The organism is Ideonella sp. FW305-24 (assembly GCF_058788035.1).
Map to the genome: position 1 here is coordinate 1,028,265 of NZ_JBYTAI010000001.1, position 25,403 is coordinate 1,053,667.

A 25,403-nucleotide genomic window follows, 5' to 3' on the forward strand; every position below is an offset into this window, starting at 1 on the left:
ATGCCGCTCTACGACTACCACTGCCCGGCCTGCCTGGCCGAGTTCGAAGTGCTGGTGCGCGCTGGCACCGTGCCCACCTGCCCGCACTGCGGCGCCACCACGTTGGAGCGCGCCGTCTCACGCATTGCGCCGGCCGGCAAGATCGAAGCCATCCGCATGTCCAACCGCCGCCAGGCGGCGCGCGAAGGCCACTTCAGCCACCTTAGCACCGCCGAGCGCAACAAGCTGCTCAAGCTGAAGTAGCGCCAAGCCTGCGCTCGAAACCCGGACCCCAACCACACGCTTACTGGAGATTCCCATGGAGCTGGTTTACAAGGCCGTGATGCTGAGCCAGGGCGGCCGCAGCGGCACCGTGCAGAGCCATGACGGCAGCGTCAAACTCAAGCTGGCCGTGCCCGCCAGCATGGGCGGCAAGGGCGACGGTCCCAACCCGGAGCAACTCTTCGCCGGCGCCTTCGCGGCCTGCTTCGAGCAGTCGGTGCGGCACATCGCAAAGAAGGCCCACTTGCCGCTGCGCGGCTGCTATGTCGAGGCCGAGCTGTCGATGTACATCACCTTCGAAGAGGCCTACCGCATGGCGCTCACGCTCACGGTGCACATGGCCGGCCCGCTGGACCAGGCGGCGGCCGACAACCTGCTGGAACGCGCCAAAGGCATCTGCCCCTACGTGGACGCGACCAAGACCAACATCACCCTCAACCTGAAGGCAGTGCTGGACACGCCGGTCACGGCCTGAGCAAGGCCGGACTGACCCAGGTCAATGCCGGGCACCGGACCACGGCGCAGACTTGCATCACAAGCCGGCCCCTCGGCCGGTGTCAGGAGATTGCCCATGCCACGCAATGAAGGCACGCTGGATCGCGCTGTGCGCATCCTCTTCGGACTGGTGTTGATCGCCCTTTCGCTCACCGGCCAGATCGGCGTCTGGGGCTGGGTGGGCGTGGTGCCGCTGCTCACCGGCGCGCTGGGCTGGTGCCCGCTCTACACCGCGCTGGGCTTCAACACCTGCACCGTCAAGCAAGGCTGAGCGCCGCTGGTTGAGGCCGGCCTGCTGGCGGGCCCCGGCTGGACTGCGGCCCTCACCCGCTCAGCCGGGCGGCCACCCCTTGCAACACCTCCCCAAAGTCCATGGGCTTGGCCCAGTAGGCTTCGGCGCCGGCGCGCCGGGCGGCCTCGATGTCTGCCGCCATGGCGCTGGCCGACAAGGCGATCACCCGAAGATGGCCGGTGCTGTCCCGGGCCCGCAGCCTGGCCAGCAGCTCCAGTCCCGTCATGTCCGGCAACTGCATGTCCAGCAGGATCAGATCGGGCCGCAGGCACTCTGCCATGGCCAGCCCCTGCGCACCGGTGGAGGCGATGACGACCTGAACCTCCGGCCAGTGGCCCAGCAACTGCTCGACGAGCATCGCATTGACCGGGTTGTCTTCGATGTAGAGCACCCGCCCCTTGGGCCCTCTGCCAGGCACCAGGCCGACTGAAGCCCTCATGGGGTCAAGATCAGCGGTGCGCACCGCGCCTGAAGCGCCCTCGCCATGGGGAAGGCGCAGCGTCACCTGCGTGCCTGCGTTTTCCTGGCTCGCAACAGTGAGCGTGCCACCCAACAACTCGACCAGCTGACGCGAGAGGTTCAGCCCGATGCCGGTGCCCTCGATGGGGGTGTTCTCCCGGCCCAGTCGATTGAAGGCCTGGAACAGGCCGGCCATCTGGTCCTGCGACATGCCGATCCCGTGGTCGATCACCCGGATCTGCAACTGCGTGTCCAGCTGGTCGACTTCCAGCATCACGCGCCCGCCGGGCCTGCTGTACTTGATGGCATTCGAAACCAGGTTGAGCAGCACCTGCCGCAACCGCGTCGGGTCGGTGTTCACGCACAGCATCGGCGTGTGCGCATACGCTGCCTGCAAGGCAATGCCGGTTTTTTCGGCCAGTGGCTCGCTCATCCTCAGCACCCCGTCGAGCAGGGGCTGCAATCCGGTTTCCATCCATTGCAGCGAGAACTGCCCGGCCTCGATCCTGGACACATCCAGCACGTCATCGATCAGCGCGCGGAGCTGCGTCCCCGCCAGGAACACGTTGTCCAGCCGCTGGCGGGCCGTCTCGTCCAGCGCCTCGCGGCTGTGCAGTTGCAGCAACTGCGTGAAGCCGAGGATCGCATTCAGAGGCGTGCGCAGTTCATGGCTCATCCTCGACAGGAATGCCGTCTTGGCCTGATTGGCGGCTTCGGCGTCCATCAGCGCCACGCGCGCCGCCTTGCGCTTGTGCGAGTCGAGCGCGAGGGTGATGTCATGCATCATGTTTTCCAGCAGCGCAACCAGGGGCTCGTCGAAGATGTCGCCCTCGCCCACGCCGAGCCCGAGCACGCCGACCACCGCACCGTCGCACATGAAGGGCACCACGATCAGCGTGCTCAGCGCATGGCGCTTGCGGAACTCGTGCCACCCGGCGCCGCCCTCGGCGCTCGCCAGGTCATTCGCGATCGTCGGGCGGCCCAGGCGCAGTGCGGTCGAGATCGGCCCTTCCTGCGCCTGCGAGTCGGCATCTAGCGTGATCAACAAGCCCTCGGTGCCGCCCTCGCCACGGCCCACCCAGGCGACGGGCGCCACCACCCAACCCTGCGTTGTGCCCCGCACCTCACCGATCCACGCCACCTCGGCCAGCTGCGTGCGCACGCAGATGCCGCACACCTCCTCGAACAAGGCCTGCGGCTCCGGGCCGCGTGCAATCGCCTGGTTCATGCTCGACAGCGCCTCGTACAGCTTGCTGACCCGAAGCGCACGCCGCTCGGACACCCGGAGTTGCGCTGCGCTGTCCTCCTGCCGGTTCATCAGCCGGTTGAACTCCACCGCCACCTCACCGAACTCGCCGGGCAGGGTTTCGTCGGCCCGCATGCCTGAGCCCCCTGCTGCAAGCTCACGGGTGGTCGCTGCCATGCTGTGCAGTGGCAATGCCAGCCTGTGAGCCCCGATGAAGGCCGCCAGAAGGCCAAGCAAGGTGACGAGCCCGACGGTCGCGGCGCGCCAGAAGATCTCGTGATTCGAGCTGGCATACAGCAGCGAGGCCGGCGTCCCCGCCCACACGCTCAGGTCGTACTTCGCAAGGTTGGCCGTTGCGTAGGTGCGCTCAATGCCATCGGCCCCGGTGGCCACGATGATGCCGGTGGGCGACTTCCGGCGCTTGTCCTGGACGTCCTGTGACACGGTGCGGCCGATCCAGAGGTCGGGGTCGGGGCTGCGCGCCAGGAACACTGCGCGGGACTGCACGATGGCAATCGTGCCCTGCGCCGGCAGGTCGCCCCGAGGCAGCAGCTCGGCCAGCTGACGCAGGTCGATCGAGGCCGTGAGCATGCCAACCTTGGTTCCCATGCGAGACTGGACCGGCAGTGTCAACACCGCCGCCTGCTTGCCGGTGAGCCGACCGATGACGGGCCGGCCCAGGTTGAAGCCATCGGTCGCCATGCCCTGCTTGAACCATTCGCGATCAGCAAAACTGACAGGGGCGGCCGCCCCTGCCGCCGCGCAGACGAGCTGCCCTTCGGCGTCGACCAGCAGCACGTTGTTGAAGGGCTGCCCGATGTCGGCACCGTCACGCAGCAACTCGACACAGCGGCTGGCACTCATGGCCTTGAGTTCTTCCCGCGAGGCCAGGAAGGTCAGCAGTTGCTCGGCACGGCCCAGCACCACCTCCAGGCGCCCGGCCACGATGGCCACCCTGGCTTCAAGATTTCGATGGACTTCGGCCTCTGCCGCCTGCTTGTCGCGCAGCAGGCCCGCCACCTGCAGCGCGGTCAGTGGCACGACCACCGACAGGACCACCAGCACCAGGCGGGAGAGAAGGTAGCTGCGCCGCCAGGGGAAGCGACGGGCCGGGGAGTCACTGGCAAGCGGAAGGACTTCCCCTCCCGGCACGGCCGGAGCGCCTCGCCACCACCAGCGCCGATCGGCTCTCATCCCGCTGGACCCCTTCAGTTGGCTCAAGCACGAATGTATGCGAACCATGTCGCTCATGCCGATGCGCGAATTGCATCAGGGATGGGGCTTTTTCACCATGGGGCAACTCTGGAGCGGCCTGGGCACGCCGCTGCCCCAAGCTCAGCTGAGGGACAGCGCTGCAGGCGGCAACCCGGCCTGATGGCGAGCCCACATGGCGCGGTAGAGCGTCTCCAGGCTGCGCGCATGGCCAGGCACGTCGAACAGTGGCGCATGCACCCGCAGGCCCGCCAGCCTGAGGCGCAGGGCCTGCAGCCGGGCCGGGTCGGTCGCCAGTGAGGCGGCCAGTGCGGCGTAGGCCGCCAGGTCATGCGTGACAAGTTCCGGCAGGCCCACTGCGCGCAGCAGGCTGCCCGCCACGCGGGAGGCAAAGGTCTCGCCCGCACAGGTCACCAGCGGCACGCCGGCCCACAGCGCATCGCTGGCCGTGGTGTGGGCGTTGTACGGCGAGGTGTCCAGCGCCAGGTCTGCCAGTTGCAGCCTCGCCAGATGAGCCGCGTGGGGCTGGTCCTCGGCAAACACCAGGCGATGCGGCGAAATGCCGCGCTGCATCGCCTCCTGCCTCAGGTTGCCCTCGGCCTGATCGCTGTGCAGCAGCCACAGCACGCTGCCGGGCACCCGCGCCAGCAGCTGGCACCAGATGTCGAACATCGCCGGCGTGAACTTGTAGGCCTGGTTGAAGCAGCACAGCACCAGTCCCTGCTCGGGCAGCCCGGCCGCGGCACGGCTGGGCGCTGGCGGCAACGCCATGCTGCGGCCGTGCGGCTGGTAGCTGTGCGGCATGCAGGCCAGTGCCTCGCTGTAGTCGCCTGCCCGGTCCTGCGGGGTGATGAAATGGTCGCTGATCAGGTAGTCGCAAAAGCCGCCGCCCAGCGTGCCTGGATAGCCCAGAAAGCTCACCTGCAGCGGCGCAGGCCGGTAGGTCAGCAGCGCGGTGCGGGTCCCGGCGGTGTAGCCCTTGAGATCGACCAGGATGTCGATGCCGTCTGCATGAATGGCACGTGCGGCCTGCAGGTCGTCCAGGCCGCTGATGTCGTGGAACTGCGCGAAGCATCTGGCCAGCCGCTGGCGCATGCCCAGCCCGTCGTCGGCGCCATGGCTGTAGGCGTGCAGCTCGAAATCGGCCGCATCGTGCGCCTCCAGCATCTCCACCATCAGCAGCGCGGTGGCGTGCTGGTGAAAGTCGCAGGAGAGGTAGCCGATGCGCAGCCGGCGCGTGGCAGGCCGGGGGCCGGGCGCTGCCAGCAGATCGGTGCTGGCGAATTCCCGCGCCAGCAAAGCGCGCTCGTCGGCACTGGCTGCAAGTCGCCCGGCCATCCACTGGTCTGCGCAGTCACGTTGATCGGCTGCGCTGATGCCCGGCAGCGACAGCAGATGGAAGGGTGGCAACCGGCCCTGCTCGCCAGGGTCTGCCAGCATGGCCAGGGCCCGCGCTGGCCACTGCGCAAAGTCTTCCCACTCGCACCAGGCACGACTGCGCGCGTAGTGGTGCATGGGCGAGCGGGGCGGCGTGCGCGCGATGGTCATGCGGGCAAGCCGCAAGATCCGCGCCGCCAGCGCGCCTGCCCATGCGACAGCGCCTTGCGCAAGGTCAAGACCGGGACGACAGGCCGTGCCCAGACTCGCTTCATTCTTCAAAGCATGACTGCAGTGCGCAAGCGCGTGTGTCCCCATGACCACCACCACCCCGAACACCACAAGCACCAATACGCCTCTTCCCCCATCGACAGCCGCAGCGCCAGCCTCAGGCAAGCGCCTGCTCGTCCAACGCGCCGGTCTCCTGGCCGGGCTCGCCGCCCTGCTGGCGGTGCTGCTGATGCCTGCTGCCACCGGCCTGCCGCCGGCCGGCCAGGTGATGCTCGGCATCCTGGCCTTCGCGGTGATCGTCTGGATCACCGAAGCCCTGGACTACGCCGTCAGCGCCGTCGTGATCGGCGCCTTGATGACATTCGCACTGGCCCAGGTGGCCGAACCCGGCAAGGCCGCGGCCAGCGCCATGGGCACCAGCGCGGCACTGAATCTCGCGCTCTCTGGCTTCTCCAACAGCGCCGTGGCCCTGGTGGCCGCGGCCTGCTTCATCGCTGCCGCGATGAGCGCCACCGGGCTGGACCGACGCATCGCGCTGCGAGTGCTTTCGCATGTGGACGCCAACTGCCGCCACATCGTCATCGGTGCCATGGTGGTCGGCTTCCTGCTGTCCTTCATCGTGCCCAGCACGACCGCCCGCGTGGCCTGCCTGGTGCCCATCATGATGGGCTTCATCCGTGCGTTCCAGGTGGACCGCAAAAGCCGCTTCGCAGGCTTGCTGGTGATCACCGCGGCGCAAACCGCCAGCGTCTGGAACATCGGCATCAAGACCGCCGCCGCGCAGAACATGGTGGCCATCGGCTTCATCGAGAAACAGTTCCAGACCAGCATCACCTGGCTGGACTGGTTCATCGCCGGGGCGCCCTTCTCTGCGGCGCTCACCATTGCGCTGTACTTCATCATGACGCGCATGATGAAGCCCGAGATGGACGAAGTCCCCGGCGGGCAGGCAGCCATCCGCCAGCAGCTGGCCGAGATCGGCCCCACCACCGCGCGCGAGTGGAAGCTCCTGGGCATCGTGCTCGCGCTGCTGGGCCTGTGGTCCACCGAGAAGGTGCTGCACGACTTCGACACCTCTTCCACCACCATTGCCGCCGTTGCGCTGATGCTGATGCCACGGATCGGCGTGATGGACTGGAAGGAATCCCAGCGCGGCTTTCCCTGGGGCACGGTGCTGCTGTTCGCCGTGGGCATCAGCGTGGGCACCGCGCTGCTCAAGACGCAGGCGGCCAGCTGGCTGGCCCAGCTCATCGTGCAGCACCTGGGCCTGCAACAGGCCAGCGCCTTCGCGATCCTGATCCTGCTCTCGCTGTTCCTGATCGTCATCCACCTGGGCTTTGCCAGTGCCACCGCACTGGCCTCGACCATGATCCCCATCGTCATCAGCGTGCTGGGCGCGGTGCAGACCCCGGGCATCAACATCATCGGCATGACCATGCTGCTGCAGTTCGTCATCAGCTTCGGCTTCATCCTGCCGGTCAACGCCCCGCAGAACATGATCGCCTACGGCACCGACACCTTCGAGGCCCGCGACTTCGTCCGCACCGGCCTGGCCATCACCGCCGCGGCCACCGCGCTGCTGCTTCTCTTCTCCCTCAGCTACTGGCCTTGGATGGGGTACCTGACGGTGAAAGGCTGACCGCCTGAGGCTGCCGAGTGACGAATCGCGAATCTTCGCGTTCGGCCACGGCGGACCCACGCGATAGACTTCTTGAGTTCCAACCACCGCGCGTCTTCGATCAACCAGACCTGAACGTCGATTGGCGGCTTTCGGCCATGCCCAACGCGAGCGTGGCCACAGCAAGGTCAGACGCGCGGCTCATCGGATTCAAGCTCGGATATGCCATGACGGAGTCCAAGTACCAGGGCAACCTGGCGATGGCGCGCCTCAATCTGCAGGAAGGCTTCGAGGTGTGCGGGACGCGCGCGGAGCCTCACCGCTTGCAGGTTCTGTACCTCAAACAGCTGCGAGAATTGCTCGCGTCCTGATGCCTGCAGTCGGCCAGTAGCCGTCCTTCCCGACGCGCTCGAAGACCTTGCCTCACGCGCCGCCGTGGCCGTGTTCGGCAAACAGCCCCGGCGAAGTCCAGCAGGTGCCGTGTGAGCAAGCAGCTGCGAGGCCGCGTCTGCTTCGATCAGGCCTGCCAGGCCTGCCGATGGTCACGGGCGTAGCGCTCGAAGCTGCCCGGCGCGCGGCCGGTGATCTGCGCCATCGCGTCTGTGGTGCGCTCGGCGTAGCCGGCCTTGAAGAAGCCCAGGAGCATCACCATGAGCTCGGCGTTGGGCTTCGGCAACCCGGCGCCCAGCAGCCCGTCGAGCATCGCCTCGGGCGGGATGTCCTGGAACGTGATGCGGCGGCCGCTTTCGCGCGACAGGATGGCAGCCACCTGGTCGTGGTTCAGCGCCTCGGGTCCGGTGAGGTCGAAGTCGCGGTTGGCCAGCGTGTCGCTGGTCAGCAGCACGGCGGCGGCGGCGGCGATGTCGCGTGTGTCGATGAAGCTGCCCTTGGCCGTGCCCACCGGCAGCAGGATCGTTCCCTGCGTGACGATGCTGGGCAGCCAGAAGGTATTGAAGTTCTGCATGAACCAGTTGGGGCGCAGGATGTTGTAGGGCAGACCCGAGGCTTCGAGGTAGCGCTCGGCCCTGCGCAGCGGCGCGTTGTCGTCGGCGTTGGCGCCCATCATCGACATCAGCACCACCTTGCGCAGGCCATGGGCGCGCGCGGCGTCGATCAGCGGTGCCAGCAACTCGTCCTGGTTGGCGTGCCCCGGCAACGCCAGCAGGAAGGCAGCATCGGCGCCGGACAGGGCTTCGTTCAGGCCGCGTCGCGCGACGACGTCGAGCTGCACCTGGTCGGCAGCGGTCGGCGCGCGGCTGGTGGCCTTGCGCAGCTGATGGCCCTGCGCCGCGAGCACGCGGGAGAGTTCGGATCCGACGGTGCCGCTGGCGCCGACGACAAGGATCTTGGACATGATGACGGTCCTGTTGGGATTGAAGACACATTCATCGTCGATCCATTTGGTTGAACCATGAATGGACAAACGTACATATTTCATGTCCTGTAGTACGCAAGTCATGGATAATTGATCAATGACAGCCGACTTGCTTGCCGACCTGCTGCGCGACAGCGGACTGCACCGCCGTGTGCTCGACCTGCATGTGCTGGAGTCCACGGTGGCGCTGCGCTTCCCCTGCGACCGCAGCATCGGGCTGCACCTGGTGCTGCGCGGCCCGGTCTACGTGCACGCGGCCGCACTGGCCGAACCGCTCGCGCTGGACAGCGGCGACGTCGCGGTGATAGCACGCGGCTGCGACCATCACCTCAGCGCGCAAGGGCGGATCGAGGGCCTGGAGGTGCGGTTCATCGGCGCCCCGGCCGACGCCGACGACGTGCCGGCGGCCGACGCCGGCTCGGTGATCAGCGGCGTCTACCAGTTCTGGAACACGCCGCTGCATCCCTTCTTTGCCGAGCTGCCAGCGTGGACGGTGCTGCGTGCCGCCATGCTGCCCAAGCTCGGGCCGCTGGCGCTCAGCACCAGCCTGGTCGAGGCCGAGCTGCGCGGCAGCCAAGCCGGTCGCTCGATCATCGTGCACGGTCTCCTCGACGTGGTGTTCGCCTATGCGATGCGCGAGGTCTGCGCACGCTGCGCGCAGGCCGGGGCCGGCTGGAGCCAGGCCTCGCGCGACCCGCAGCTCCAGCGTGCGCTGGCGCTGATGCACGAAGACTGCGCCCACCCCTGGACGCTGGGAGAGCTGGCGCAGCGCGCAGGTCTGTCGCGAACCGCGTTCGCCCAGCGCTTTCGAGACACCATGGGCGACACGCCGCTGAACCACTTGCGCACGCTCCGCATGCAGCGCGCGATGCAGCTGCTGTCCGAGACCGAGCAGCGGCTGGAGGCGGTAGCCGCAGCAGTGGGCTATCAGGACGCCTTTGGCTTCTCGAAGGTGTTCAAGCGCACCCTGGGCCTGTCACCGCGCGAGTTCCGCCAGCGCGACGCCGCCGAGCGCCAGCTGCCTTGGCGCTTTCGCAACGGCTGAGCGGGCCGCACGCCAGGCTTTGCCGGCTGGCGGCGGGCTTGTCCGTTGTGCAACAGGCCGGCGACGGCCCGCTTCCTCGTCCACTCTCGGCCAGGAACTTCTGGCCGTGGCGGGATAGCTTGATACCCCGGCACACGGCGTTCTTGACCGCTATGCCCCATGGCAGACGACCTTCGCCGACAAGCGCTTCTGGCCGGTTCCCGGAGGCCGTGGGCGGCTGCTTCCTGGATGCGCAACGCGTAGAGCCGTGGTTTGACTGTCGGGCAGCATTGGAGAGATCCGAAGGGCAGCTGAGGGTCGATAGCAGCCGACCGATCACCCCGGTTGGACGGCCCTGGAGCAGCCGCCATGCCCTCAATACCCCACCTCAAACCACACCGGCTGCTTGCGGCGCAGTTCGCGCAACAGCTCCAGGGTCTGCGGCACCAGGCCGTTGACGGCGTACCAGATTTCTTCGCGGCGGGGCTGGATGCCGTGGCGCAGCTTGTCGTGCAGCGCGGCCCAGCCGGGCCAGTCGACCTGCAGCAGGCGCTGGTGCAGCGCGGGGGTCATGTTGCCCATGGTGTGGGCCATGATGAGCAGCTGGGGCCAATGGGCCAGTGGACACGGGCGGCAAGAACTGCCGCTTGCCACCAGCAGGTTTCAGGTAGGCTATTCGCGATGAGTTCGCACCCACACAATTTCGTCGGCACGTGGCCCTTTCGTGAAGCGGAGAACACTGCAGTTTCTCTGCGGCGCACCCCACCAAGGCGAGAAGCCAAAGCTGGTCTGCCTGGGCTGCATGGTTGAAAGGGACGCCACACTTTGGCAACTGGCGGACATGCCTGCCGGGTGGGGCGCCGACCGCAAGGAACTTGGCGACGACTGGCATCGCGAACCAAACCCACAGCCGATCGATGAGCCTCCGAGTGATGCCTGATATGTCGGCTGGCAAGAATGAGCAAGAAGGCCCACCGTCTTTCGGTGATCCATCAGAGGCAGGCAAATATCCACCCAAGCCGGCGGTCGCGACAGCAGTCGGCCATGAGCCGCAGTTCGCGAGAGTCCGCTCTGTGTATTGTGGATAGCCAACGCGTGACTCCTCTGCAGTCAGCAATCGCGCGAAGCGGTTTTGCGAGCGCGCCACTCCAGCGGATGTTGTTCATTGTTTCGGGCCGGCCACGCGCAACGCGACACACCAGACTGCGATTCAGTCCGCCCGCCATACGGCCATGAACTGGCGGAACTGGCGTGAGGCTCTTCGAGTTGCAGTTGGCAAGCCCCGTTGGTCGTTCCTACGCCGTGAAGTAGTCCGGATGCGCCAGCCGGATCGCGTCGATCTGGCCCAGTGTGCCGGAGAGGTGGTCGCGCAAGCTCGTCTGCGCCGCCGCGGCGTCGCCGCTCGCGATGGCATCGACAATTCGGCGGTGGTCGCGCACGATGGCCCGCTGCTTGCCCACCGAGGGCAAGCTCAGCATGCGCAAGCGGTCGACATGCCCACTGCGTTGCCGCACCAGGTCGAACAGGTCCGGCACGCCCGCGGCGACGTACATCAACCGGTGAAAGGCCCGATCGGCAGCGATGAACTCGAGGTACGCCGCGCTGCCCATCAGCGCGGCCTGTACGTCGATCTGTGCACGCAGCTGGTCGACGAGGGCCGCGTCGGCGTGACCGACAAGGGTGCGCACCACCTCGGCTTCGATTGCCCGGCGCAGGAACTGCGCTTGCACGGCCGCAGCTGCGTCGATGCGGCTCACGACCGTGGCGTGCTGCGGACGGATGTCGATCAAGCCCTCTTCGCCGAGCTTGTTCAGCGCATCGCGGACGGGCGTTTGGCTGAGACCGAAATGCGCCGCCAGATCGGCACGCGAGAGCAGGGTGCCCGGGGCCAGTTCGAGAGACAAGATCATGTCGCGCAGCCGCTCGAATACCTGTGGCGCGGCGTGGCGCGAGCGGTCGAACGGCGCGAAGCGGCTGGCGGACGGGGCGGGCATGACTCGAAGTTTAGCAAGGTCGCCTCGTTGACATACTAATATATTAGTGCTTTACTCCGCTCAAAGAGCCCGCGCCGCCCTTGAGGCACGGAACCCAGGCCAAACTGCGGAGACATCCCCTTGAACCGTCGAAACCTCTTCTCGTGCCTCGCCCTGTCAGCGGCTCTCGCTGCTGCCGGCTCAGTTGCAGCACAGACGCCGGACTGGCCCCAGGCCAAGCCCATCACCTACATCGTTCCGTTCACGGCGGGCGGCTCGACCGACGTGGTCGGGCGCGTGATCGCCGAGAAGCTGCAGGCCGCGCTGAAGCAAACGGTCGTCGTGGACAACAAACCCGGACAGGGCGGTGGCATCGGTGCTTCTTTTGTGGCCAAGGCCGCGCCCGACGGGTACACGCTCTTCGGCGGCACGATCAGCACCCACGCGATCAATGCCAGCCTGTATAAGCATCTGAACTACGACCCGGTGAAGGATTTCGAGCCGGTGGCCCTGGTGGCCACGCTGCCCAACGTGCTGCTGGTGGACCCGAATCTCGGCCTGAACTCGGTGGCCGAGCTGGTCGCGTTGCTGAAGAAGGACGAGAAGCGGCGCACCTTCGCGTCGTCCGGCGCAGGCACGTCCACTCATCTGGCCGGCGAGCTGTTCGCCGACCTGATCGGCGTGCCACTGACGCACATCCCGTACAAGGGCACGCCGCCGGCCATGGTCGACGTGTCCGCGGGCCAGGTCACCTTCATGTTCGACCAGATGACGGCGGCGCTGCCACTGCTGCAATCGGGCAAGCTGAAGCTGCTGGCGGTGACGACGGGCAAGCGCATCGCGCTGTCGCCGAACACGCCCACGATGATCGAGTCCGGCGTGCCCGGTTTCGAGATGTCGTCGTGGCAGGCGATCTACGCGCCCAAGGGAACGCCGAAGGCCATCGTGCAAAGGCTGCACGCCGAGATCGCCAAGGCGCTGAAGATGCCCGATGTGCAGTCCAAGCTCGGCGGCCTCGGAATGGACCTGGTCGGCGGCACGCCCGAAGAGCTGGCCGCGCTGATGGCCAAGGAGATCCCGCGCTGGGGCGCGCTGGTGAAGAAGTCCGGCGCCACGGTCAATTGAGGAGCCAGCCCATGAGCCGAGACATCCGCATCACCGACGTCCGCATCACCCCGATCGCGTTTCGCGACGGCCCGCTGCTGAACGCGGCCGGCATCCACGAGCCCTGGGCGCTGCGCGCGATTGTCGAATTCGAAACCAGCGACGGCCGCACCGGCATCTCGGAGACCTACGGCGACGAGCCGATGCTGCGGGTGCTGGCGCAGGCGAAGCCGCTCGTCCTCGGGTTGTCGCCATTCGACCTCAACCGCATGGAAGAGCGGGTGCGCGCGGCCATCCGCCCGAGCGCCGGTGCCGTCGAATTCGAACTCGCGCCGGGTTCGCACACGGCGAAGAACGCCGCCAAGGTGACCAGCACCTTCGAGGTGGCGATGCTTGATCTGCAGGGGCAGATCGTCGGTGCACCGGTGGTCGATCTGCTGGGCGGCGCGGTGCGCGACGCGGTGCCGTACAGCGCCTACCTGTTCTTCAAGTACGCCGAGCACATCGACAAGCCGTACGCCGCGGACGCCTGGGGCGAGGGCATCAGCCCGGCACAGATCGTCGCGCAGGCGCGGCGCATGGTCGGCCTGTATGGGTTCCAGAGCATCAAACTGAAGGGCGGAGTGTTCGAACCTGCGCACGAGATCGCTTGCATGCGTGCGTTGCACGAGGCCTTTCCAGGCTTGCCTTTGCGGCTGGACCCGAACGCGAACTGGTCGCTCGAGACCAGCATCAAGGCCGCGCCTGAACTCGATGAACTGCTCGAATACTACGAAGATCCCACGCCGGGACTGGAGGGCATGGCCGAGCTCGCCGGGCATACACGGCTGCCGCTGGCTACGAACATGGTCATTACGACCCTCGACGATTTCCGCAAGGGCGCGGAAATGGGGTCGGTCAAGGTACTGTTGTCAGACCACCATTACTGGGGCGGACTGCGCGTCACCCAAACACTGGCACGCATGTGTTCGCTTTGGGACCTCGGCATGTCGATGCATTCGAACTCGCACTTGGGCATCAGCCTGATGGCGATGACGCACGTGGCGGCCGCCATTCCGAACCTCACCTATGCCTGCGACACGCACTATCCATGGCAAGAAGAGGAAGTGGTCAAAGGCGGACGCATCGCCTTCGACCACGGTGCGGTGCCGGTGCCGAAAAGTCCGGGTCTGGGCGTGGAGATCGATCCCGACAAGCTCGCAGAACTGCACGAGCAGTACCGGACCTGTGGCGTGCGCAACCGCGACGATCTGACGCAGATGCGCAAGTACGACGCGGGCTTTACCGGCAAGAGCCCGAGGTTCTGAATTCGCGCATGGAACGGTCTGGCGGTTCCGTCAGATCCAGGTCCGGTGGAGTTGTTGACCGGCCGAGGCGCTCGTTTGGTGGCCCGCTGAGCGTCCGCTCCGCGGCGATCAATCGATCAACGTGGCCGGCTGCAACGGGTCCACAGCAGCCGACCGATCACCCCGGTTGGACGGCCCTGCAGCAGCCGCCATGCCCTCAATACCCCACCTCAAACCACACCGGCTGCTTGCGCCTCAGCTCACGCAGCAACTCCAGGGTCTGTGGCACCAGGCCGTTGACGGCGTACCAGATTTCTTCGCGGCGGGGCTGGATGCCGTGGCGCAGCTTGTCGTGCAGGGTGGCCCAGCCGGGCCAGTCGACCTGCAGCAGGCGCTGGTGCAGCGCGGGGGTCATGTTGCCCATGGTGTGGGCCATGATGAGCAACTGGGCTTCGACGGCGCGCAGCGTGAGCGTGCTGGCGAAGAGTTCGTCTTCGTTCTGCATCTCGTGGGTGAGCGTGCCGATGGCGCGGCCGGTGTCCATCAGGATGTCGAACAGCGAGCGGTGGTACATGGTTCAGGCCGAGCTGCCCGGCACCACGGCGCAAGCGTCGTTGGCAGCGGCTGAAGGGCGCGGCAGCGGCTCTGGTCGCGCTGCGATGCCTGCCGGCGACAGCTGGCTGCGCAGCCGGCCCGCCGCCACCAGCGCACCTTCGAGATAACCGCAGCCCCGGTGCGCCGTCTCCGAGCCACCGAAGAACAGCTTGCCGCCCCAGTGCGGCTCGGCCAGCAGCGGCTCGCCCTGTGCGGGGTGCCCGGGGTGCGCAGGGTGCGCGGCGGAGGGCTGGTCCTCCTCGGCAATGTCGGCCGGGCTGCAGGTCCAGCGCTCCTGCGCCCAGTCCTGCCAGAAGCGGCCGGTGCACAGGGCTTCGTCCACCGCCTGGGGGCCGAAGAGCTGGGCCATCTGGCTGCCGAGCAGCAGCTCGCGGCCCTTGCTGAAGCGCTCGCGCTGCGTGGCGCCCAGCGCGGCGAAGCCGGCCAGGGCACCGGCCGAAGACTCGCCTTCGGGCCCGCTGGTGTCGAAGACCTCGGCCAGCATGGCCTGCGAGTGGGTGACCCAGGCATTGCCGGTGAGACCTGCCTCGCGCCAGAACGGGCGGCGATAGGCAAAGCCTGCCTTGGCGGCGGTGGCCATCCAGGTGGGCGTGCGCCGCAGCGCGGCCTGCACCGGCGCTGGCAAGGCGGGCGTGAACTGCAGCAGGGACTCGGCGACCCGGGGCGGCAGCGCCAGCACCACATGCCGCGCATGCACGGCCTGGAGGCGCTCGCCCACCTGCAGCCGCAGCTCGATGAATTCGCCGTGGTCGACCAGCGCCAGCGCGGCGTGGCCCAGGCGCAGGCGCTCGGGCGGCAACGGCCGGGCCAGCGCGCCAATGAGCGCCCCCATGCCGCCTGCCAGGCGGCGGGCGCCGCCATGTACCGCGCCGGACGTGGCGGTGGCGTCAGCGGCCGGGCGCTGGTCCGGCCCCAGGGCGACGGCCTGCGGCACGCGGTTGGGGTCGGCCAGGTGCAGCACCCGGCCATCGTCGACCTGGGCCAGGTCGGCCAGGCCCAGGTCGGCCACCAGGCCGGCCATGGCCGGCTGGGTTGCCGGCCAGTACCAGGTGGCGCCCAGGTCCAGCGGCGTGCCGTCCTGCGACTGCGCGGTGAGCACGCGGCCGCCCAGGCGCTCGCGCGCCTCGAACAGCCGCCAGTCCCTGCCGCGCGCGTGCAGGCTGTGGGCCAGCGCGAGGCCGCAGGCGCCACCGCCGACGAGGGCCAGGTCCAGCATGGCCAGTCCCTCGCTCAACCCGAGAGCGCGCCGAGCAGCTCGACGGTGACCGCCTCGGTGCCCAGCAGCGTGACCTGGCAGGCCAGGCGGGACTTGCTGCCGATGCCGATCAGGCTGTCGAGCCTTGCGTTTTCGGCCGGCGTCATCTTCGAGATGCCCTTGCGGCCCTCGGTGACGAACAGGTGGCAGGCGCCGCACTTGGCTTCGCCGCCACACTTGCTGACCAGCTTGACGCCAGCGTCCAGGATGGCCTGCAGCAGCGAGGTGCCGGCGGTGAATTCGGTGGTGGTGCCCGAAGGCAGGATGGTGAGCGTGGTCATGGCGATGGCTCCGGATGGGGCGGGTGGGGAAAACAGGAAGGAAGCGGCGCGCTCAGGCCGGCTGCGGCACACCAGCAACGAGCTGCGCGGCCACCTCGGCCAGCGGCAGCGCAATGCGGGTGATGCCCTGCTCTTCGAGGAAGCGCTGCTCCATGCGCGTGGGCTCGTCTGGCAGCACCGCGAAGTGCGGGCCGGCCGAGCGCTTCATGATCTGGCGCGCGAAGGCCCGCGGCAGCTGGTCGTTGAAGCGGCAGCCGAGGAACACGAAGCCCAGCGCAGCGCGGCGCTGCTGCACCACGGCGGGGATGGGGGTCTGGATGTCGATCTCGGTCAGCACCTCGACGTAGTCGGTGTCCGAGACCAGGTAGTTGCCGGCCGGCGCATGGCCGCCCCAGGGCTTGTAGAGCACGGTGGTGGGCGCCAGCGGGTCGGGGCTGAGCTGGCCGTCCGGCTGGTACCAGCCGGTCCAGGTGCCGAAGTGTTCGGACTGCGACAGGCCCTGAACCTCGGCCCAGTCGGCCCTGCCAGAAAGTGCGGCGCGCACGGTGTCGTCGTACCAGGTATCGACGATCAGCGGCGCCGACAGCGAGGCCAGCCAGCGGTGCAGCGGCGAAGGCTGGGGCGTGGCGGCAAAGGCCTCGTTCATCGCGGTGACCAGGGTCTTGCGGTGCTTGAAGTTCTCGATGAACTGGGCCACTGCGGTGAGCCGGTTGCGGATCTTGCCGGGCACCGAGGTCTTGGCATTGAGGAAGCCGGCCAGCGCCAGCGGCGTGGCGGGCACTGGCTGCGTGGGGCACAGTTCCAGCACCAGCGGGCCGAGATAGGGGGCGAGCTGGCCGGCAGCCAGGCCTTCGATCAAAGCCGCAGGAAGGGTGTGAAGCGGGTCGGACATGGCGATGCTTTCCAAAGTCGGTGTCAGTAGATGGCGGCGCCGGCGCCGACGTTGACCGAGCTGTCCTTCATCGTCTTGACGATGAACTTGACATGGTCGGCCTCAAGATGGGCGTGGAATGGCAGCGAGACGGCCCTGTCGGCAATGCGCTCGCACAGCGGGAGCTGGCCGCGCTGCCAGCCTTGCTGGATGTAATGGAACTGCTGGTGCAGCGGCTGGCAGTAGAGAACCGTCTCGATGTACTGCGCGGCCATGTCGTCGATGATCTGCTCGCAGGTGCTGACCGAGAAGCGCTTGCCCAGGTGCACCGTGTAGAGCATCCAGTGCACCTCGTCGACATCCGGCGCGATGTACGGCGGCTTGATGCCCTCGAAGCTCTGCATCTGCTCCTGGTACCAGCCTTCGACCTGCTTGCGCGTGGCCAGCAGTTCGTCCAGCCGGGCCAGCTGGCCGGCGGCGAGTGCGGCGGTGAGTTCGCTGAGGCAGGCTTGCGTGGGCACCCTCGAGCCGACCGAGACCGACCGCCGGTCGCGCAGCGAGCGGGCGCGCAGGTAGCGCAACTCGCTGGCCAGCGCGTCGTCGTCGGTCAGCACCATGCCGCCTTCGCCGCAGCACAGGGCCGAGGGCTGCGAGAAGTCGAACACCGACAGGTCGCCGAAGCTGCCCACCTGCCGGCCCTGGTAGCGCGAGCCGATGGCCTCGGTGGAGTCCTCGATCAGCGCCAGGCCGTGGGCGTCGGCCAGCGCGCGAAACGCTTTCCACGCAGCCGGATGGCCGTTGACATTGCCCACCAGCAAGGCCTTGGTGGCCGGCGTGATGCGGGCCTCGGCGCGCACCGGGTCCAGGCAGCCGGACCAGTAGTTGATGTCGGCAAACACCACCCGCGCGCCGACCAGCGCCACGGCGTGCGCCACCTGGTGCCAGCCATAGGGCGAGGCGATCACCTCGTCGCCCGGGCCGATGCCCAGCGCGCGCAGCGCCAGCCAGGTGCCCAGCGTGCCGCTGGCCACGGCCACGCCGTGCTTGCGGCCCACGCGCTGGGCAAAGCGCTGCTCGAAGTGCTGCACCATGGTGCCGGCCGACAGGCTGGGCTGGGACAGCGCCGCCTGCACCAGTTGCTGCTCGACCTCGCCGACGTCTGGCGCCGACAGCAGCAGCCAGTCGTCGGGCAGTTGCAGCTCGGGCTCGTCTGCCTCGGCCACTGCCGCGTGCGGCAAGACGACCATCGGGTCCATCAACTCGGGCGCGTTCATGCCGGCCCCCTGTCGATACATGCCGGAGCCCTGTCGGTCAGGAACAGCCCGGCGGCCTGCGCCGGATCCTGGGTCACGGTCCAGCAGTGGCCGTCACTGGCGCCGTAGTACAGGGCGCGGGTGGGGCCCAGCGCGGCGGGGGTTTCGTCGCGCATGTCCAGCGCGTCGACCACCACCACGCGCAGCGGCGCGAAGCGCTGGCGCAAGGCCTGGGCGGCCTCGCGCACGGTGGCGGCAGCCTCGGCCAGGCCCAGGGCTTCGGAGGTGGTGGCGGGGTCCATGAGGGTGCCCATGGGACGAACTCAGTCTGCGCCGCCGGACAGCCGGCGCGCCTCGACGGTGATGGGCAGCGAGGTGCCGGCCGCCATCTCGGGCAGGGCCAGCACCCAGCCGTTGGCCAGCGTGACGTTGCCGCCCCACAGCTCGGGCGCGTCCTGCGAGACGATGGGCTCCTCCAGGTCCTTCTTCGGCACGTAGGCGGAGAGCACCCCGGCGGAACTGCGGCGGATCATGACTTTCATGGGGGATCTCGGGTTGGGGTGACGGACAAGGAAGAAGCTCAAGCGGGCACGGCCTCGGCAGGCGCCGGGCTGGCCTCTGGCAGCAAGGGACCGATGGCCTGCACGGCCGCGGCAATGGCGCGGGCGACATCGGCCTCGCGGGTTTCGCGGCCCAGCGAAAGGCGGATGCCGGCGCGCGCCAGCGGCGCCGGCTCGCCCATGGCCAGCAGCACATGCGAGGGCTGGGTGCCGCCGGCCGAGCAGGCCGCGCCGGACGAGGCCAGCACGCCGGCGCGCTCCAGCTTGCCCAACACCTGCTCGGCATCGAGCTGGCCAAAGCGCAGGCAGCTGGTGTTGGGCAGTCGCTCGGCCAGCTCGCCGTAAAGATGCAGGCCAGGCAGCGCGGCGCGCAGGCCGGCTTCGAGCTGCTGCTGCCGGGCGCGCAGCTGGGCCAGGTCATCTGCCAGCGTGCGCAGGCAGCGCTGGGCCGCGGCGGCAAAGCCCAGCGCCGCGGGCAGGTTCTCGGTGCCGCCGCGGCGCTGGCGCTCCTGCCGGCCGCTGATCAGCGCGGGCCAGCTCAGGCCCTTGCGCACCACCAGCGCGCCAATGCCCTTGGGGCCGTGCAACTTGTGCGCCGAGACGGACCACAGGTCCGCCCCGCTGCGGTCAAAGCGCTGCAGGCTCTTGCCCAGCAGCTGGGTGGCGTCCACATGCAGCAGCGCCCCGGCGGCATGCGCCAGCTCGGCCAGCGCCTCGGTGGGCATCAGCACGCCGGTCTCGTTGTTCGCGCCCATCACGCTGACCAGCGCCACGTCGGGGCCGATCAAGGCCTTGGCCGCGTCCAGGTCCAGCCGGCCCTGGCGGTCCACCGGAATCAGGTCCACCGCATGGCCCTGCCCGCGCAGCCGCTCGGCCAGCGCGAGCAGGCCCGGATGCTCCACCGCGCTCAGCACGAGGCGCTGCCGACCCTGGTTCCGCCCCAGGGCGAGCGCCCCCAGCACGGCCATGTGGTTGGCCTCGGTGGCCCCGCTGGTGTAGACCAGCTCGGCGCCCTGGCAGCCGATCAGGCTGGCCGTGCGGGCACGGGCGTCGGCCAGCGCGCGGCGCGCGGCCTGGCCGCTGGCGTGGGTGGAGGAAGGGTTGGCCCACAGCGTGCGCAAGCCGTCCAACATTTCCTCCACCGCTTCGGCGCAGGGTTGGGTGGTGGCGTTGTGGTCCAGGTAGAGCCAGTCAGGCATGGTGCGCTCTCCGTGTCTCAAGGCCAAAAGATTCGCTCGGGGTCTTGCTGCAGGTGCAGCAGCACGGCGGACAGGCTGCGCTCGTGGTGGCGCAGTTGCCAGCAGTCCTCCGCATGGTCGCGGGAGAACAGCAACCAGCCCCCGTCGTCCGAAGGGGCCAGCCAGGCAATGTCGATCTCGCCACCGGCCTTGTCGACATTGCGCGAGCAGTTGGGGCTGACGACTTTCCAGCCCTGCCCTTCGGCCAGCACGCGCGGCTGCACGTACTTGTAGCGAGCCCGCAGGGCCAGTGCCCGGCGGATGCGGCGCGCATCCAGCGAGGCCACCGCCTCGACAGGCGCGCCAGGCTGGCGTTCTCGGGCCCGAAGCGCGCTCACAGAGGCACCTCTTCCAGCGTCGGGGCCGGCGATGGCAGCGCGCAGAAGTCCGCACCCTCCACGGCGATCTCGTCTTCCAGGCAGCCGATCACGGCCACACCGAAGTCCACCATGTAGACCGGCTCCTGGCTGTCCACATGCTGGCCGACCTGGACGATCTCGCCCGGCCCGCCGGCCACCACCAGCAGCTGGTCTTCTTCGGCCTCGGGGTGGCTGCCATCGTTGTAGAGGTCGACCGCGGCGATTACGGCCTGGCCCCATTCGTAGCAGGGAAGACGTTGGTCCATCATGGCGAAGCTCCGTTGAGGGGAAAAGTTCAGCGCAGGCTTTGCAGCTCGGCCACGCGATCGCCGAGCTGGGCGAGCACCTCGTCGGGCAGGTGATCCAGCGTGCACAGTTCCTTGGCCCGCATGCCCACACGGTGGCCCGAGTCCACGAACTCCACCGCGTAGATGTAGAACTGCTGCAGGAAGGTGCCGATGGAGGTGACAAAGCCGATCTCGCCCTTGTTCACCAGCACCTCGCCAATGTCCCGGCCGTTGTAGGTGCCGTCATTGCGGATCACGGTGCGGCTGATCACGCGCTCGCCCATGGCAAAGCGCGGCGGCTGGGCCACCTCGATCACGTCATCGTCGCGGTTGATGTCAGCCATGCTGGGCCTCCTGGCTGGCCAGCGCCGGGCTTTGCATCAGCCGGGCACGGGCACGTTCACGAATCTCTGCATCGGGGTCGCAGGCCAGGCGCGCCAGCAGCGAAGGCGCCGCCCGGCCGGCCACCTCCCAGCGCACCAGCAGGTCCGGGTCGTCCGCGAAGACCTGCAGCAGCGGCACGGGCAGGTGCTCGGCCACGATGCGGCGCACGTCGGGCTCGCGGTCCTCCACCATGCGCCACAGCGAAGGCATGCGCACCCGCCGGGCCACCTCTCGCCGTACGGTCAGGTCCGGGTCGCTGATCAGCAGCGGCAGCAAGGCCTCGGGCAGGCGGCGGGCCACGGTGGCGCGCACCTGGTAGTCCTCGTCATGCAGCATCGAAGCCAGTTGCTCGGGCGCCAGGCGCTGGGCCACGCGGATGCGCACCTCGCGGTGCGGGTCGGTGCGCATCTGCATCAGCTGGCGCTGCGGCAGGCGCAGGGCCAGTTGCAGGCGCACGGTCTCATCGGGGTCGTCCATCAGCGGCGGCAGGCAGAACAGGTCCGCGTAGCGGGCGGCGATGGCGCGCACCTCGAAGTAGCCGTGGCCCAGGTGCTGGGCGGCCAGTTCGGGGTGGCTGCGGAAGAAGCGGTCGATGCGGCGGGCGTAGGCGTCCTGCATGCAGGACACACCAGGCTCGCAGCCGCCTTGCGAACGCAGCACGGCGTGCGGGCAGCTCGCACAGTCCAGCGCGCCGCCTTCCCAGTGCAGGGCCGGGATGTCCTGCCAGGATGCGGTCATGAGCGCCCCCGCACGGCCGCCCGAAGGGGAGCGCGCCGTCCCTCTTGGAGGGACCCGCGAAGCGGAGGGTGCACCAGTGAGCCCTGTCCCAGGCTGGCGGTGGCCGCCACGCGCGCCCAGGCGGCGGCGCCGAACACCGGCAGCGCCGGGCCGTCATCGTCACCCTCCAGGCCTTGCCGCTGCCGCACGGCTTCGAGCAGGGCCGCGCCCACGCAGTCCTGCGGGTCCAGGCAGCGCAGCTTGGCCAGCGCATCGCGGGCCTCCACCGGGTCGTCCATGCGCAGGCTGAGGTAGGCGTAGCCCTTCAGCACCCAGAGGTAGAAACGCGTGGCGGGCTCATCGCGTGCGCCGGCCAGGGCCTGGTCGGGCACCTCGCGCCAGAGCGCCGGCAGGCCCAGTGCGCCCGCACCCACCACCAGGGCCTTGCGCGCCACGGCCCGCGCCAGGCGCAGGCGGTGGCTGTAGAAGTAGTGGCGATAGAAGGCGATCAGCACGGCCGGATGCTCAGGCGCCAGCACGCAGGCCCGCATCAGCGCCGCCATCACCTGCAGCGAGTCGCCCCGGGCCGCGCCGGCCTCGGCCAGCGCCTGCTGCGCCTCGGGCGGCAAGCCGCCGCCAAGCACGGCGTCATCGAAGTCCAGGCGGCTGTCCATGGCGGTGGCGTCCGGGGTGGCGAGGCTGCGCTCAGTGGCTGGACGTAACCGGCGGACGCCGGGCGATGGAAGCCACCGAGACGGTGGCCTGGGCGGGCGCTGCGGCGCTGTCGCCGGACGTGGAGCAGCCGCAGGCGGCAGCGTTCGGGTTGAAGAAGGTCAGGCCGCTCTGGGTCGGCGTGTCGGCGAAGTCCACCGTCACCCCGTCCAGCATCAGCCGGCTCTCGGCCGGCAGGAAGACCTTCACGCCGTTGACCAGCAACTCGCTGTCGCCCTGCTGCGCGGCAGGCACCACGGTGAACTCGCTGTTGTAGCCCGAGCAGCCGCCAGGCGACACGCTCAGGCGAAAGCCGCCCGAAGGGTGCTCCGAAAAACGCACCATGCGCTTGATGAATTTTTCGGCGGCGGGGGTGACGGTGACGTTCGGTTGGATCATGAGGTCTCCTTTGAAATCGGGTCAAGCTGCTTTGATGCAGTTGTCGACAGGGCAGACGGCAACGCATTGCGGCGAGTCGAACTGGCCTTCGCACTCGGTGCATTTGTTGGGGTCGATGATGAAAGTGCCGCCCTTTTCGCGGATGGCGACGTTGGGGCATTCGGGCTCGCAGGCGGAGCAGCCGGTGCACATGGAGGCGATGATCTTCAAGGCCATGGAAAGAACTCCTTCGGGCGGGGGCTGGAGGGATGGAAATGCTGCTCAGGCAGCCTGTTCGGTGGCGCTGGAGAAGGCGCCCTGGCGGATCTGCGCGTCGCCTCGCGCCTGGTGCTTGACCTGGCCGGTGGCCACGCGGCTGCGGTAGTCCGCGAACCAGGACAGCGCGGCCTTCTCGATGAACTCGTGGGCATAGGCGTCCACCGGCTCGATGCCGGCGGCACTCAGCTCATCCTTCGGGCAGGCGCCGATCTTGGAGACCAGCACCGCGTGGCAGTCGTTGATGGCGTTGACGACCGAGGGCAGCGCCTCGTCTTCGCCGTAGCCGCCCTGGCAGTACAGGTCCACCCGGCGGTGGCCCACGAACAGCGCCTGGCTCTTGCTCACCTGGAAGATCTGGAACTCGGTGGCGTGGCCGAAATGCTGGTTGACCTTGCCATGGCCTTCGGTGGCCACGGCCACCAGCACGGTCATGTCCGGGTCCACGCCATCGTCCACGCCGGCGGCTTCCAGCGCGGCCACCTTGGCCGCGTGCTGGGCCTGGCGCTCCACTTCCACGGCGTCCTGGTAGCGCTTGCGCTTGTCCAGGTCGTAGACGACTTCCATCTCGTCGATCTTGTCCAGCGTGAATTCGGCGCTGCGGTCCTCGCCCAGCAGGCCGACCGCGTCAGCCCGGCACTGGCGGCAATGCCGCATCAGGTTCGCGCCCCCCATGCAGGCGTCCTGCACGGCCTTGAGCTCCTGCGCCGATGGGCCGCGCTGGCCGGTCAGGCCGAACACCGTGCCGTGCTCGGGCTCGCTGATCAGCGGCATGATGTTGTGCAGGAAGGCGCCGCGCTTCTTGACCTCGCGGTTGACCTCGATCAGGTGCTCGTCGTTGATGCCGGGGATCAGCACCGAGTTGATCTTGGTGAGCACACCACGCTCGGTGAGCATCTCCAGGCCCTTCATCTGCTGCTGGTGCAGGATGGTCGCGGCCTCGATGCCAGTCACGCGCTTGTGGTCCCAGAAGATCCACGGGTAGATCTTCTCGCCCACCGCCGGGTCCACCATGTTGATGGTGATGGTGACGTGGTCGATGTTGTACTTGCAGATCTCGTCGGCCATCTCGGGCAGCGCCAGGCCGTTGGTGGACAGGCACAGCTTGATGTCCGGCGCCTGCTCCTGCAGCATGCGGAAGGTGTCGAAGGTCTTCTTCGGGTTCGCCAAAGCATCCCCGGGGCCGGCAATGCCCAGCACCGTCATCTGCGGGATCTCGCTGGCCACGGCGACCACCTTCTTCACCGCCTGTTCAGGCGTGAGCTTCTGGCTGACCACGCCCGGCCGCGACTCGTTGCTGCAGTCGTACTTGCGATTGCAGTAGTTGCACTGGATGTTGCAGGCCGGCGCCACGGCCACGTGCATGCGGGCATAGTGGTGATGCGCCTCTTCCGAGTAGCAGGGGTGGTTCTTGACCTTGTTCCAGATCTCCTCGGGCATGTCGCCAGGGCCTCCCGAAGAACCACAGCTGGCCTTGCCCTCGCCGCCCGTCGTGCCGCAACCGCCGGACGCGGCGGTCTCCAGGATCTGGCTGACGGCCTGGCGGGATTTGCCAAGTTGAGAAGCATCTACATAGGCGGTGTTGGTTGACATCGGCAGGCCTCTTGAATCGGGGGTGGATGGCCCTCCATTGCGAGACGCGTGCCAGCGTGATTTCCTTTTGAATCAACCACTTGCGTGTGTCGCATGGTGTGGGGATGCCGACAAACCAGACACGTCGTGGAGCGACACACCGGCCTCGTCCGCGGGCGCTTCCCGGCAGCGCGCCACGGCATGGGGACGGCATGGCAATTGCAGCCGGCACGCCCTACCGCTTCATTCCTTCAGGAGACCGTCATGCAGATTGGTGTGGACACCCAGCGCGCCGTGGAGACCAAGCGCGCCTTCATCATCGACAGCGACGACATCAGCGCCATGGGCCTGCAATTCATGCTGGCTGACGAGCTGGAGGTCAATGTCGTGGCGAGCAGCGCCGAGGCGATTGCGCGCGCCGCGGGCGCGCCGCTGGACGTGATCCTGCTGGGCGCCAGCGTGATCGAGGCCGAGGGGGCTCAGGTGGTGAGCCAGCTGCTGGCCGCGCTGCCCGGCGTGCCGGTGATCGCCTGCGGCCCGGCCGGCGATGCGGGCGTGACCGAGGCCCTGGCGCTGGGCGCGCGCTCGGCCATCGTGCGGCCGTTCAAGCTGGAAACCGTGCGCCAGCGCGTCAACGCGCAGATCGGGCGCCGGGCCGTGTTGACGATTCCGGTGGTGCGCGGATAGGTGATG

Annotated in this window: 30 protein-coding genes; 9 read left to right on the forward strand and 21 right to left on the reverse strand. The window is 68.3% G+C overall.

The annotated features are described in order from the left end of the window. The 3 genes from AC3WR5_RS04515 to AC3WR5_RS04525 all read left to right on the forward strand — a co-directional run bounded on the left by AC3WR5_RS04515 (position 1) and on the right by AC3WR5_RS04525 (position 1,027). Entirely contained in the window at positions 1 to 243 is a 243-nt protein-coding gene (locus AC3WR5_RS04515) for an FmdB family zinc ribbon protein (protein ID WP_141285899.1), read from the forward strand. 55 nt (positions 244 to 298) lie between these two features. After that, entirely contained in the window at positions 299 to 736 is a 438-nt protein-coding gene (locus AC3WR5_RS04520) for an Ohr family peroxiredoxin (protein ID WP_492482201.1), read from the forward strand. Positions 737 to 832: 96 nt separating this feature from the next. Then, positions 833 to 1,027, forward strand: coding sequence for a YgaP family membrane protein (locus tag AC3WR5_RS04525; RefSeq protein ID WP_141285895.1), 195 nt, complete (start codon positions 833 to 835; stop codon positions 1,025 to 1,027). Between the two features lie 52 nt (positions 1,028 to 1,079). Here the strand turns inward: AC3WR5_RS04525 and AC3WR5_RS04530 are convergent, their stop codons facing one another. Beyond that, positions 1,080 to 3,818, reverse strand: coding sequence for an ATP-binding protein (locus AC3WR5_RS04530; protein WP_492482204.1), 2,739 nt, complete (start codon positions 3,816 to 3,818; stop codon positions 1,080 to 1,082). 270 nt (positions 3,819 to 4,088) lie between these two features. Beyond that, positions 4,089 to 5,513, reverse strand: a complete 1,425-nt coding sequence (locus AC3WR5_RS04535) for an O-linked N-acetylglucosamine transferase, SPINDLY family protein (protein WP_492482206.1) — start codon at positions 5,511 to 5,513, stop codon at positions 4,089 to 4,091. Between the two features lie 145 nt (positions 5,514 to 5,658). On the opposite strand from AC3WR5_RS04535, the gene AC3WR5_RS04540 reads away from it, so the two are divergent. Together AC3WR5_RS04540 and AC3WR5_RS04545 are read left to right on the forward strand one after the other, a co-directional pair. After that, positions 5,659 to 7,212 (forward strand): DASS family sodium-coupled anion symporter, encoded by a 1,554-nt coding sequence (locus AC3WR5_RS04540; protein WP_492482208.1) that lies wholly within the window; start codon positions 5,659 to 5,661, stop codon positions 7,210 to 7,212. Between the two features lie 17 nt (positions 7,213 to 7,229). Next, complete coding sequence (locus tag AC3WR5_RS04545) at positions 7,230 to 7,562, forward strand: hypothetical protein (protein ID WP_492482210.1); 333 nt, start codon at positions 7,230 to 7,232, stop codon at positions 7,560 to 7,562. 146 nt (positions 7,563 to 7,708) lie between these two features. Here the strand turns inward: AC3WR5_RS04545 and AC3WR5_RS04550 are convergent, their stop codons facing one another. Then, on the reverse strand, positions 7,709 to 8,545 hold the full coding sequence (locus AC3WR5_RS04550; protein ID WP_170200760.1) for an NmrA family NAD(P)-binding protein: 837 nt from the start codon (positions 8,543 to 8,545) through the stop codon (positions 7,709 to 7,711). A gap of 118 nt (positions 8,546 to 8,663) precedes the next feature. Here AC3WR5_RS04550 and AC3WR5_RS04555 point away from each other — a divergent pair, with 118 nt between their 5' ends. After that, positions 8,664 to 9,611 carry an AraC family transcriptional regulator gene (locus AC3WR5_RS04555; protein ID WP_492482212.1) on the forward strand — a complete coding sequence of 316 codons (948 nt, stop codon included), beginning with the start codon at positions 8,664 to 8,666 and terminating at the stop codon, positions 9,609 to 9,611. Positions 9,612 to 9,965: 354 nt separating this feature from the next. On the opposite strand, the gene AC3WR5_RS04560 is transcribed toward AC3WR5_RS04555, so the two are convergent. Together AC3WR5_RS04560 and AC3WR5_RS04565 are read right to left on the reverse strand one after the other, a co-directional pair. Next, entirely contained in the window at positions 9,966 to 10,184 is a 219-nt protein-coding gene (locus AC3WR5_RS04560; protein ID WP_492482214.1) for a hypothetical protein, read from the reverse strand. Positions 10,185 to 10,885: 701 nt separating this feature from the next. Then, the gene (locus AC3WR5_RS04565; RefSeq protein WP_325651160.1) at positions 10,886 to 11,584 is read right to left on the reverse strand and encodes a GntR family transcriptional regulator; all 699 of its coding nucleotides are present in this window, start codon (positions 11,582 to 11,584) and stop codon (positions 10,886 to 10,888) included. Between the two features lie 153 nt (positions 11,585 to 11,737). On the opposite strand from AC3WR5_RS04565, the gene AC3WR5_RS04570 reads away from it, so the two are divergent. Both AC3WR5_RS04570 and AC3WR5_RS04575 read left to right on the forward strand, forming a co-directional pair. Next, positions 11,738 to 12,688: a Bug family tripartite tricarboxylate transporter substrate binding protein gene (locus AC3WR5_RS04570; RefSeq protein WP_492482622.1), complete on the forward strand. Its 951-nt coding sequence runs from the start codon at positions 11,738 to 11,740 to the stop codon at positions 12,686 to 12,688. Between the two features lie 11 nt (positions 12,689 to 12,699). Next, on the forward strand, positions 12,700 to 13,974 hold the full coding sequence (locus AC3WR5_RS04575) for a glucarate dehydratase family protein (RefSeq protein WP_492482217.1): 1,275 nt from the start codon (positions 12,700 to 12,702) through the stop codon (positions 13,972 to 13,974). 196 nt (positions 13,975 to 14,170) lie between these two features. Here AC3WR5_RS04575 and AC3WR5_RS04580 read toward each other — a convergent pair whose 3' ends face one another. From AC3WR5_RS04580 to nifB, 16 genes are all read right to left on the reverse strand, one after another. Then, positions 14,171 to 14,527 carry a ribonuclease HepT family protein gene (locus AC3WR5_RS04580; RefSeq protein ID WP_141285883.1) on the reverse strand — a complete coding sequence of 119 codons (357 nt, stop codon included), beginning with the start codon at positions 14,525 to 14,527 and terminating at the stop codon, positions 14,171 to 14,173. Positions 14,528 to 14,530: 3 nt separating this feature from the next. After that, positions 14,531 to 15,784, reverse strand: coding sequence for a flavin monoamine oxidase family protein (locus AC3WR5_RS04585; RefSeq protein ID WP_492482219.1), 1,254 nt, complete (start codon positions 15,782 to 15,784; stop codon positions 14,531 to 14,533). Between the two features lie 14 nt (positions 15,785 to 15,798). Then, a complete protein-coding gene (locus tag AC3WR5_RS04590) occupies positions 15,799 to 16,104 on the reverse strand; it encodes a 2Fe-2S iron-sulfur cluster-binding protein (RefSeq protein ID WP_141291347.1) in 306 nt (101 codons plus the stop codon). Between the two features lie 52 nt (positions 16,105 to 16,156). Continuing rightward, positions 16,157 to 16,996 (reverse strand): SIR2 family NAD-dependent protein deacylase, encoded by an 840-nt coding sequence (locus AC3WR5_RS04595; RefSeq protein WP_492482221.1) that lies wholly within the window; start codon positions 16,994 to 16,996, stop codon positions 16,157 to 16,159. 23 nt (positions 16,997 to 17,019) lie between these two features. Next, positions 17,020 to 18,168 (reverse strand): DegT/DnrJ/EryC1/StrS family aminotransferase, encoded by a 1,149-nt coding sequence (locus AC3WR5_RS04600; protein WP_492482624.1) that lies wholly within the window; start codon positions 18,166 to 18,168, stop codon positions 17,020 to 17,022. A gap of 77 nt (positions 18,169 to 18,245) precedes the next feature. Beyond that, complete coding sequence (locus AC3WR5_RS04605; protein ID WP_492482223.1) at positions 18,246 to 18,542, reverse strand: hypothetical protein; 297 nt, start codon at positions 18,540 to 18,542, stop codon at positions 18,246 to 18,248. Positions 18,543 to 18,551: 9 nt separating this feature from the next. After that, positions 18,552 to 18,770 carry a putative nitrogen fixation protein NifT gene (gene nifT, locus AC3WR5_RS04610; RefSeq protein WP_492482225.1) on the reverse strand — a complete coding sequence of 73 codons (219 nt, stop codon included), beginning with the start codon at positions 18,768 to 18,770 and terminating at the stop codon, positions 18,552 to 18,554. Between the two features lie 38 nt (positions 18,771 to 18,808). Next, positions 18,809 to 19,987, reverse strand: a complete 1,179-nt coding sequence (locus tag AC3WR5_RS04615; RefSeq protein ID WP_492482227.1) for a cysteine desulfurase family protein — start codon at positions 19,985 to 19,987, stop codon at positions 18,809 to 18,811. Between the two features lie 17 nt (positions 19,988 to 20,004). Then, positions 20,005 to 20,364 carry a DUF3024 domain-containing protein gene (locus AC3WR5_RS04620; protein ID WP_492482228.1) on the reverse strand — a complete coding sequence of 120 codons (360 nt, stop codon included), beginning with the start codon at positions 20,362 to 20,364 and terminating at the stop codon, positions 20,005 to 20,007. Beyond that, entirely contained in the window at positions 20,361 to 20,654 is a 294-nt protein-coding gene (locus AC3WR5_RS04625; protein WP_492482230.1) for a nitrogen fixation protein NifZ, read from the reverse strand. Before AC3WR5_RS04625 ends, AC3WR5_RS04620 begins: the two co-directional genes overlap by 4 nt. 26 nt (positions 20,655 to 20,680) lie before the next feature. Next, positions 20,681 to 21,016 carry a nitrogen fixation protein NifZ gene (locus tag AC3WR5_RS04630; RefSeq protein WP_141291073.1) on the reverse strand — a complete coding sequence of 112 codons (336 nt, stop codon included), beginning with the start codon at positions 21,014 to 21,016 and terminating at the stop codon, positions 20,681 to 20,683. Next, a complete protein-coding gene (locus AC3WR5_RS04635) occupies positions 21,009 to 21,794 on the reverse strand; it encodes a 4Fe4S-binding leucine-rich repeat protein (RefSeq protein WP_492482232.1) in 786 nt (261 codons plus the stop codon). Before AC3WR5_RS04635 ends, AC3WR5_RS04630 begins: the two co-directional genes overlap by 8 nt. Beyond that, positions 21,791 to 22,447, reverse strand: a complete 657-nt coding sequence (locus tag AC3WR5_RS04640; protein ID WP_492482234.1) for a hypothetical protein — start codon at positions 22,445 to 22,447, stop codon at positions 21,791 to 21,793. The genes AC3WR5_RS04635 and AC3WR5_RS04640 overlap by 4 nt, the downstream gene beginning before the upstream one ends. A gap of 31 nt (positions 22,448 to 22,478) precedes the next feature. Continuing rightward, positions 22,479 to 22,883 (reverse strand): HesB/IscA family protein, encoded by a 405-nt coding sequence (locus AC3WR5_RS04645; protein WP_211361600.1) that lies wholly within the window; start codon positions 22,881 to 22,883, stop codon positions 22,479 to 22,481. Between the two features lie 21 nt (positions 22,884 to 22,904). Beyond that, on the reverse strand, positions 22,905 to 23,099 hold the full coding sequence (locus AC3WR5_RS04650; RefSeq protein ID WP_141290929.1) for a 4Fe-4S binding protein: 195 nt from the start codon (positions 23,097 to 23,099) through the stop codon (positions 22,905 to 22,907). Between the two features lie 45 nt (positions 23,100 to 23,144). After that, positions 23,145 to 24,731, reverse strand: a complete 1,587-nt coding sequence (gene nifB / locus AC3WR5_RS04655) for a nitrogenase cofactor biosynthesis protein NifB (protein WP_492482237.1) — start codon at positions 24,729 to 24,731, stop codon at positions 23,145 to 23,147. 243 nt (positions 24,732 to 24,974) lie between these two features. Between nifB and AC3WR5_RS04660 the strand changes: the two genes are divergently transcribed. After that, positions 24,975 to 25,397: a response regulator gene (locus AC3WR5_RS04660; protein ID WP_492482239.1), complete on the forward strand. Its 423-nt coding sequence runs from the start codon at positions 24,975 to 24,977 to the stop codon at positions 25,395 to 25,397. Positions 25,398 to 25,403 lie beyond the last annotated feature (6 nt).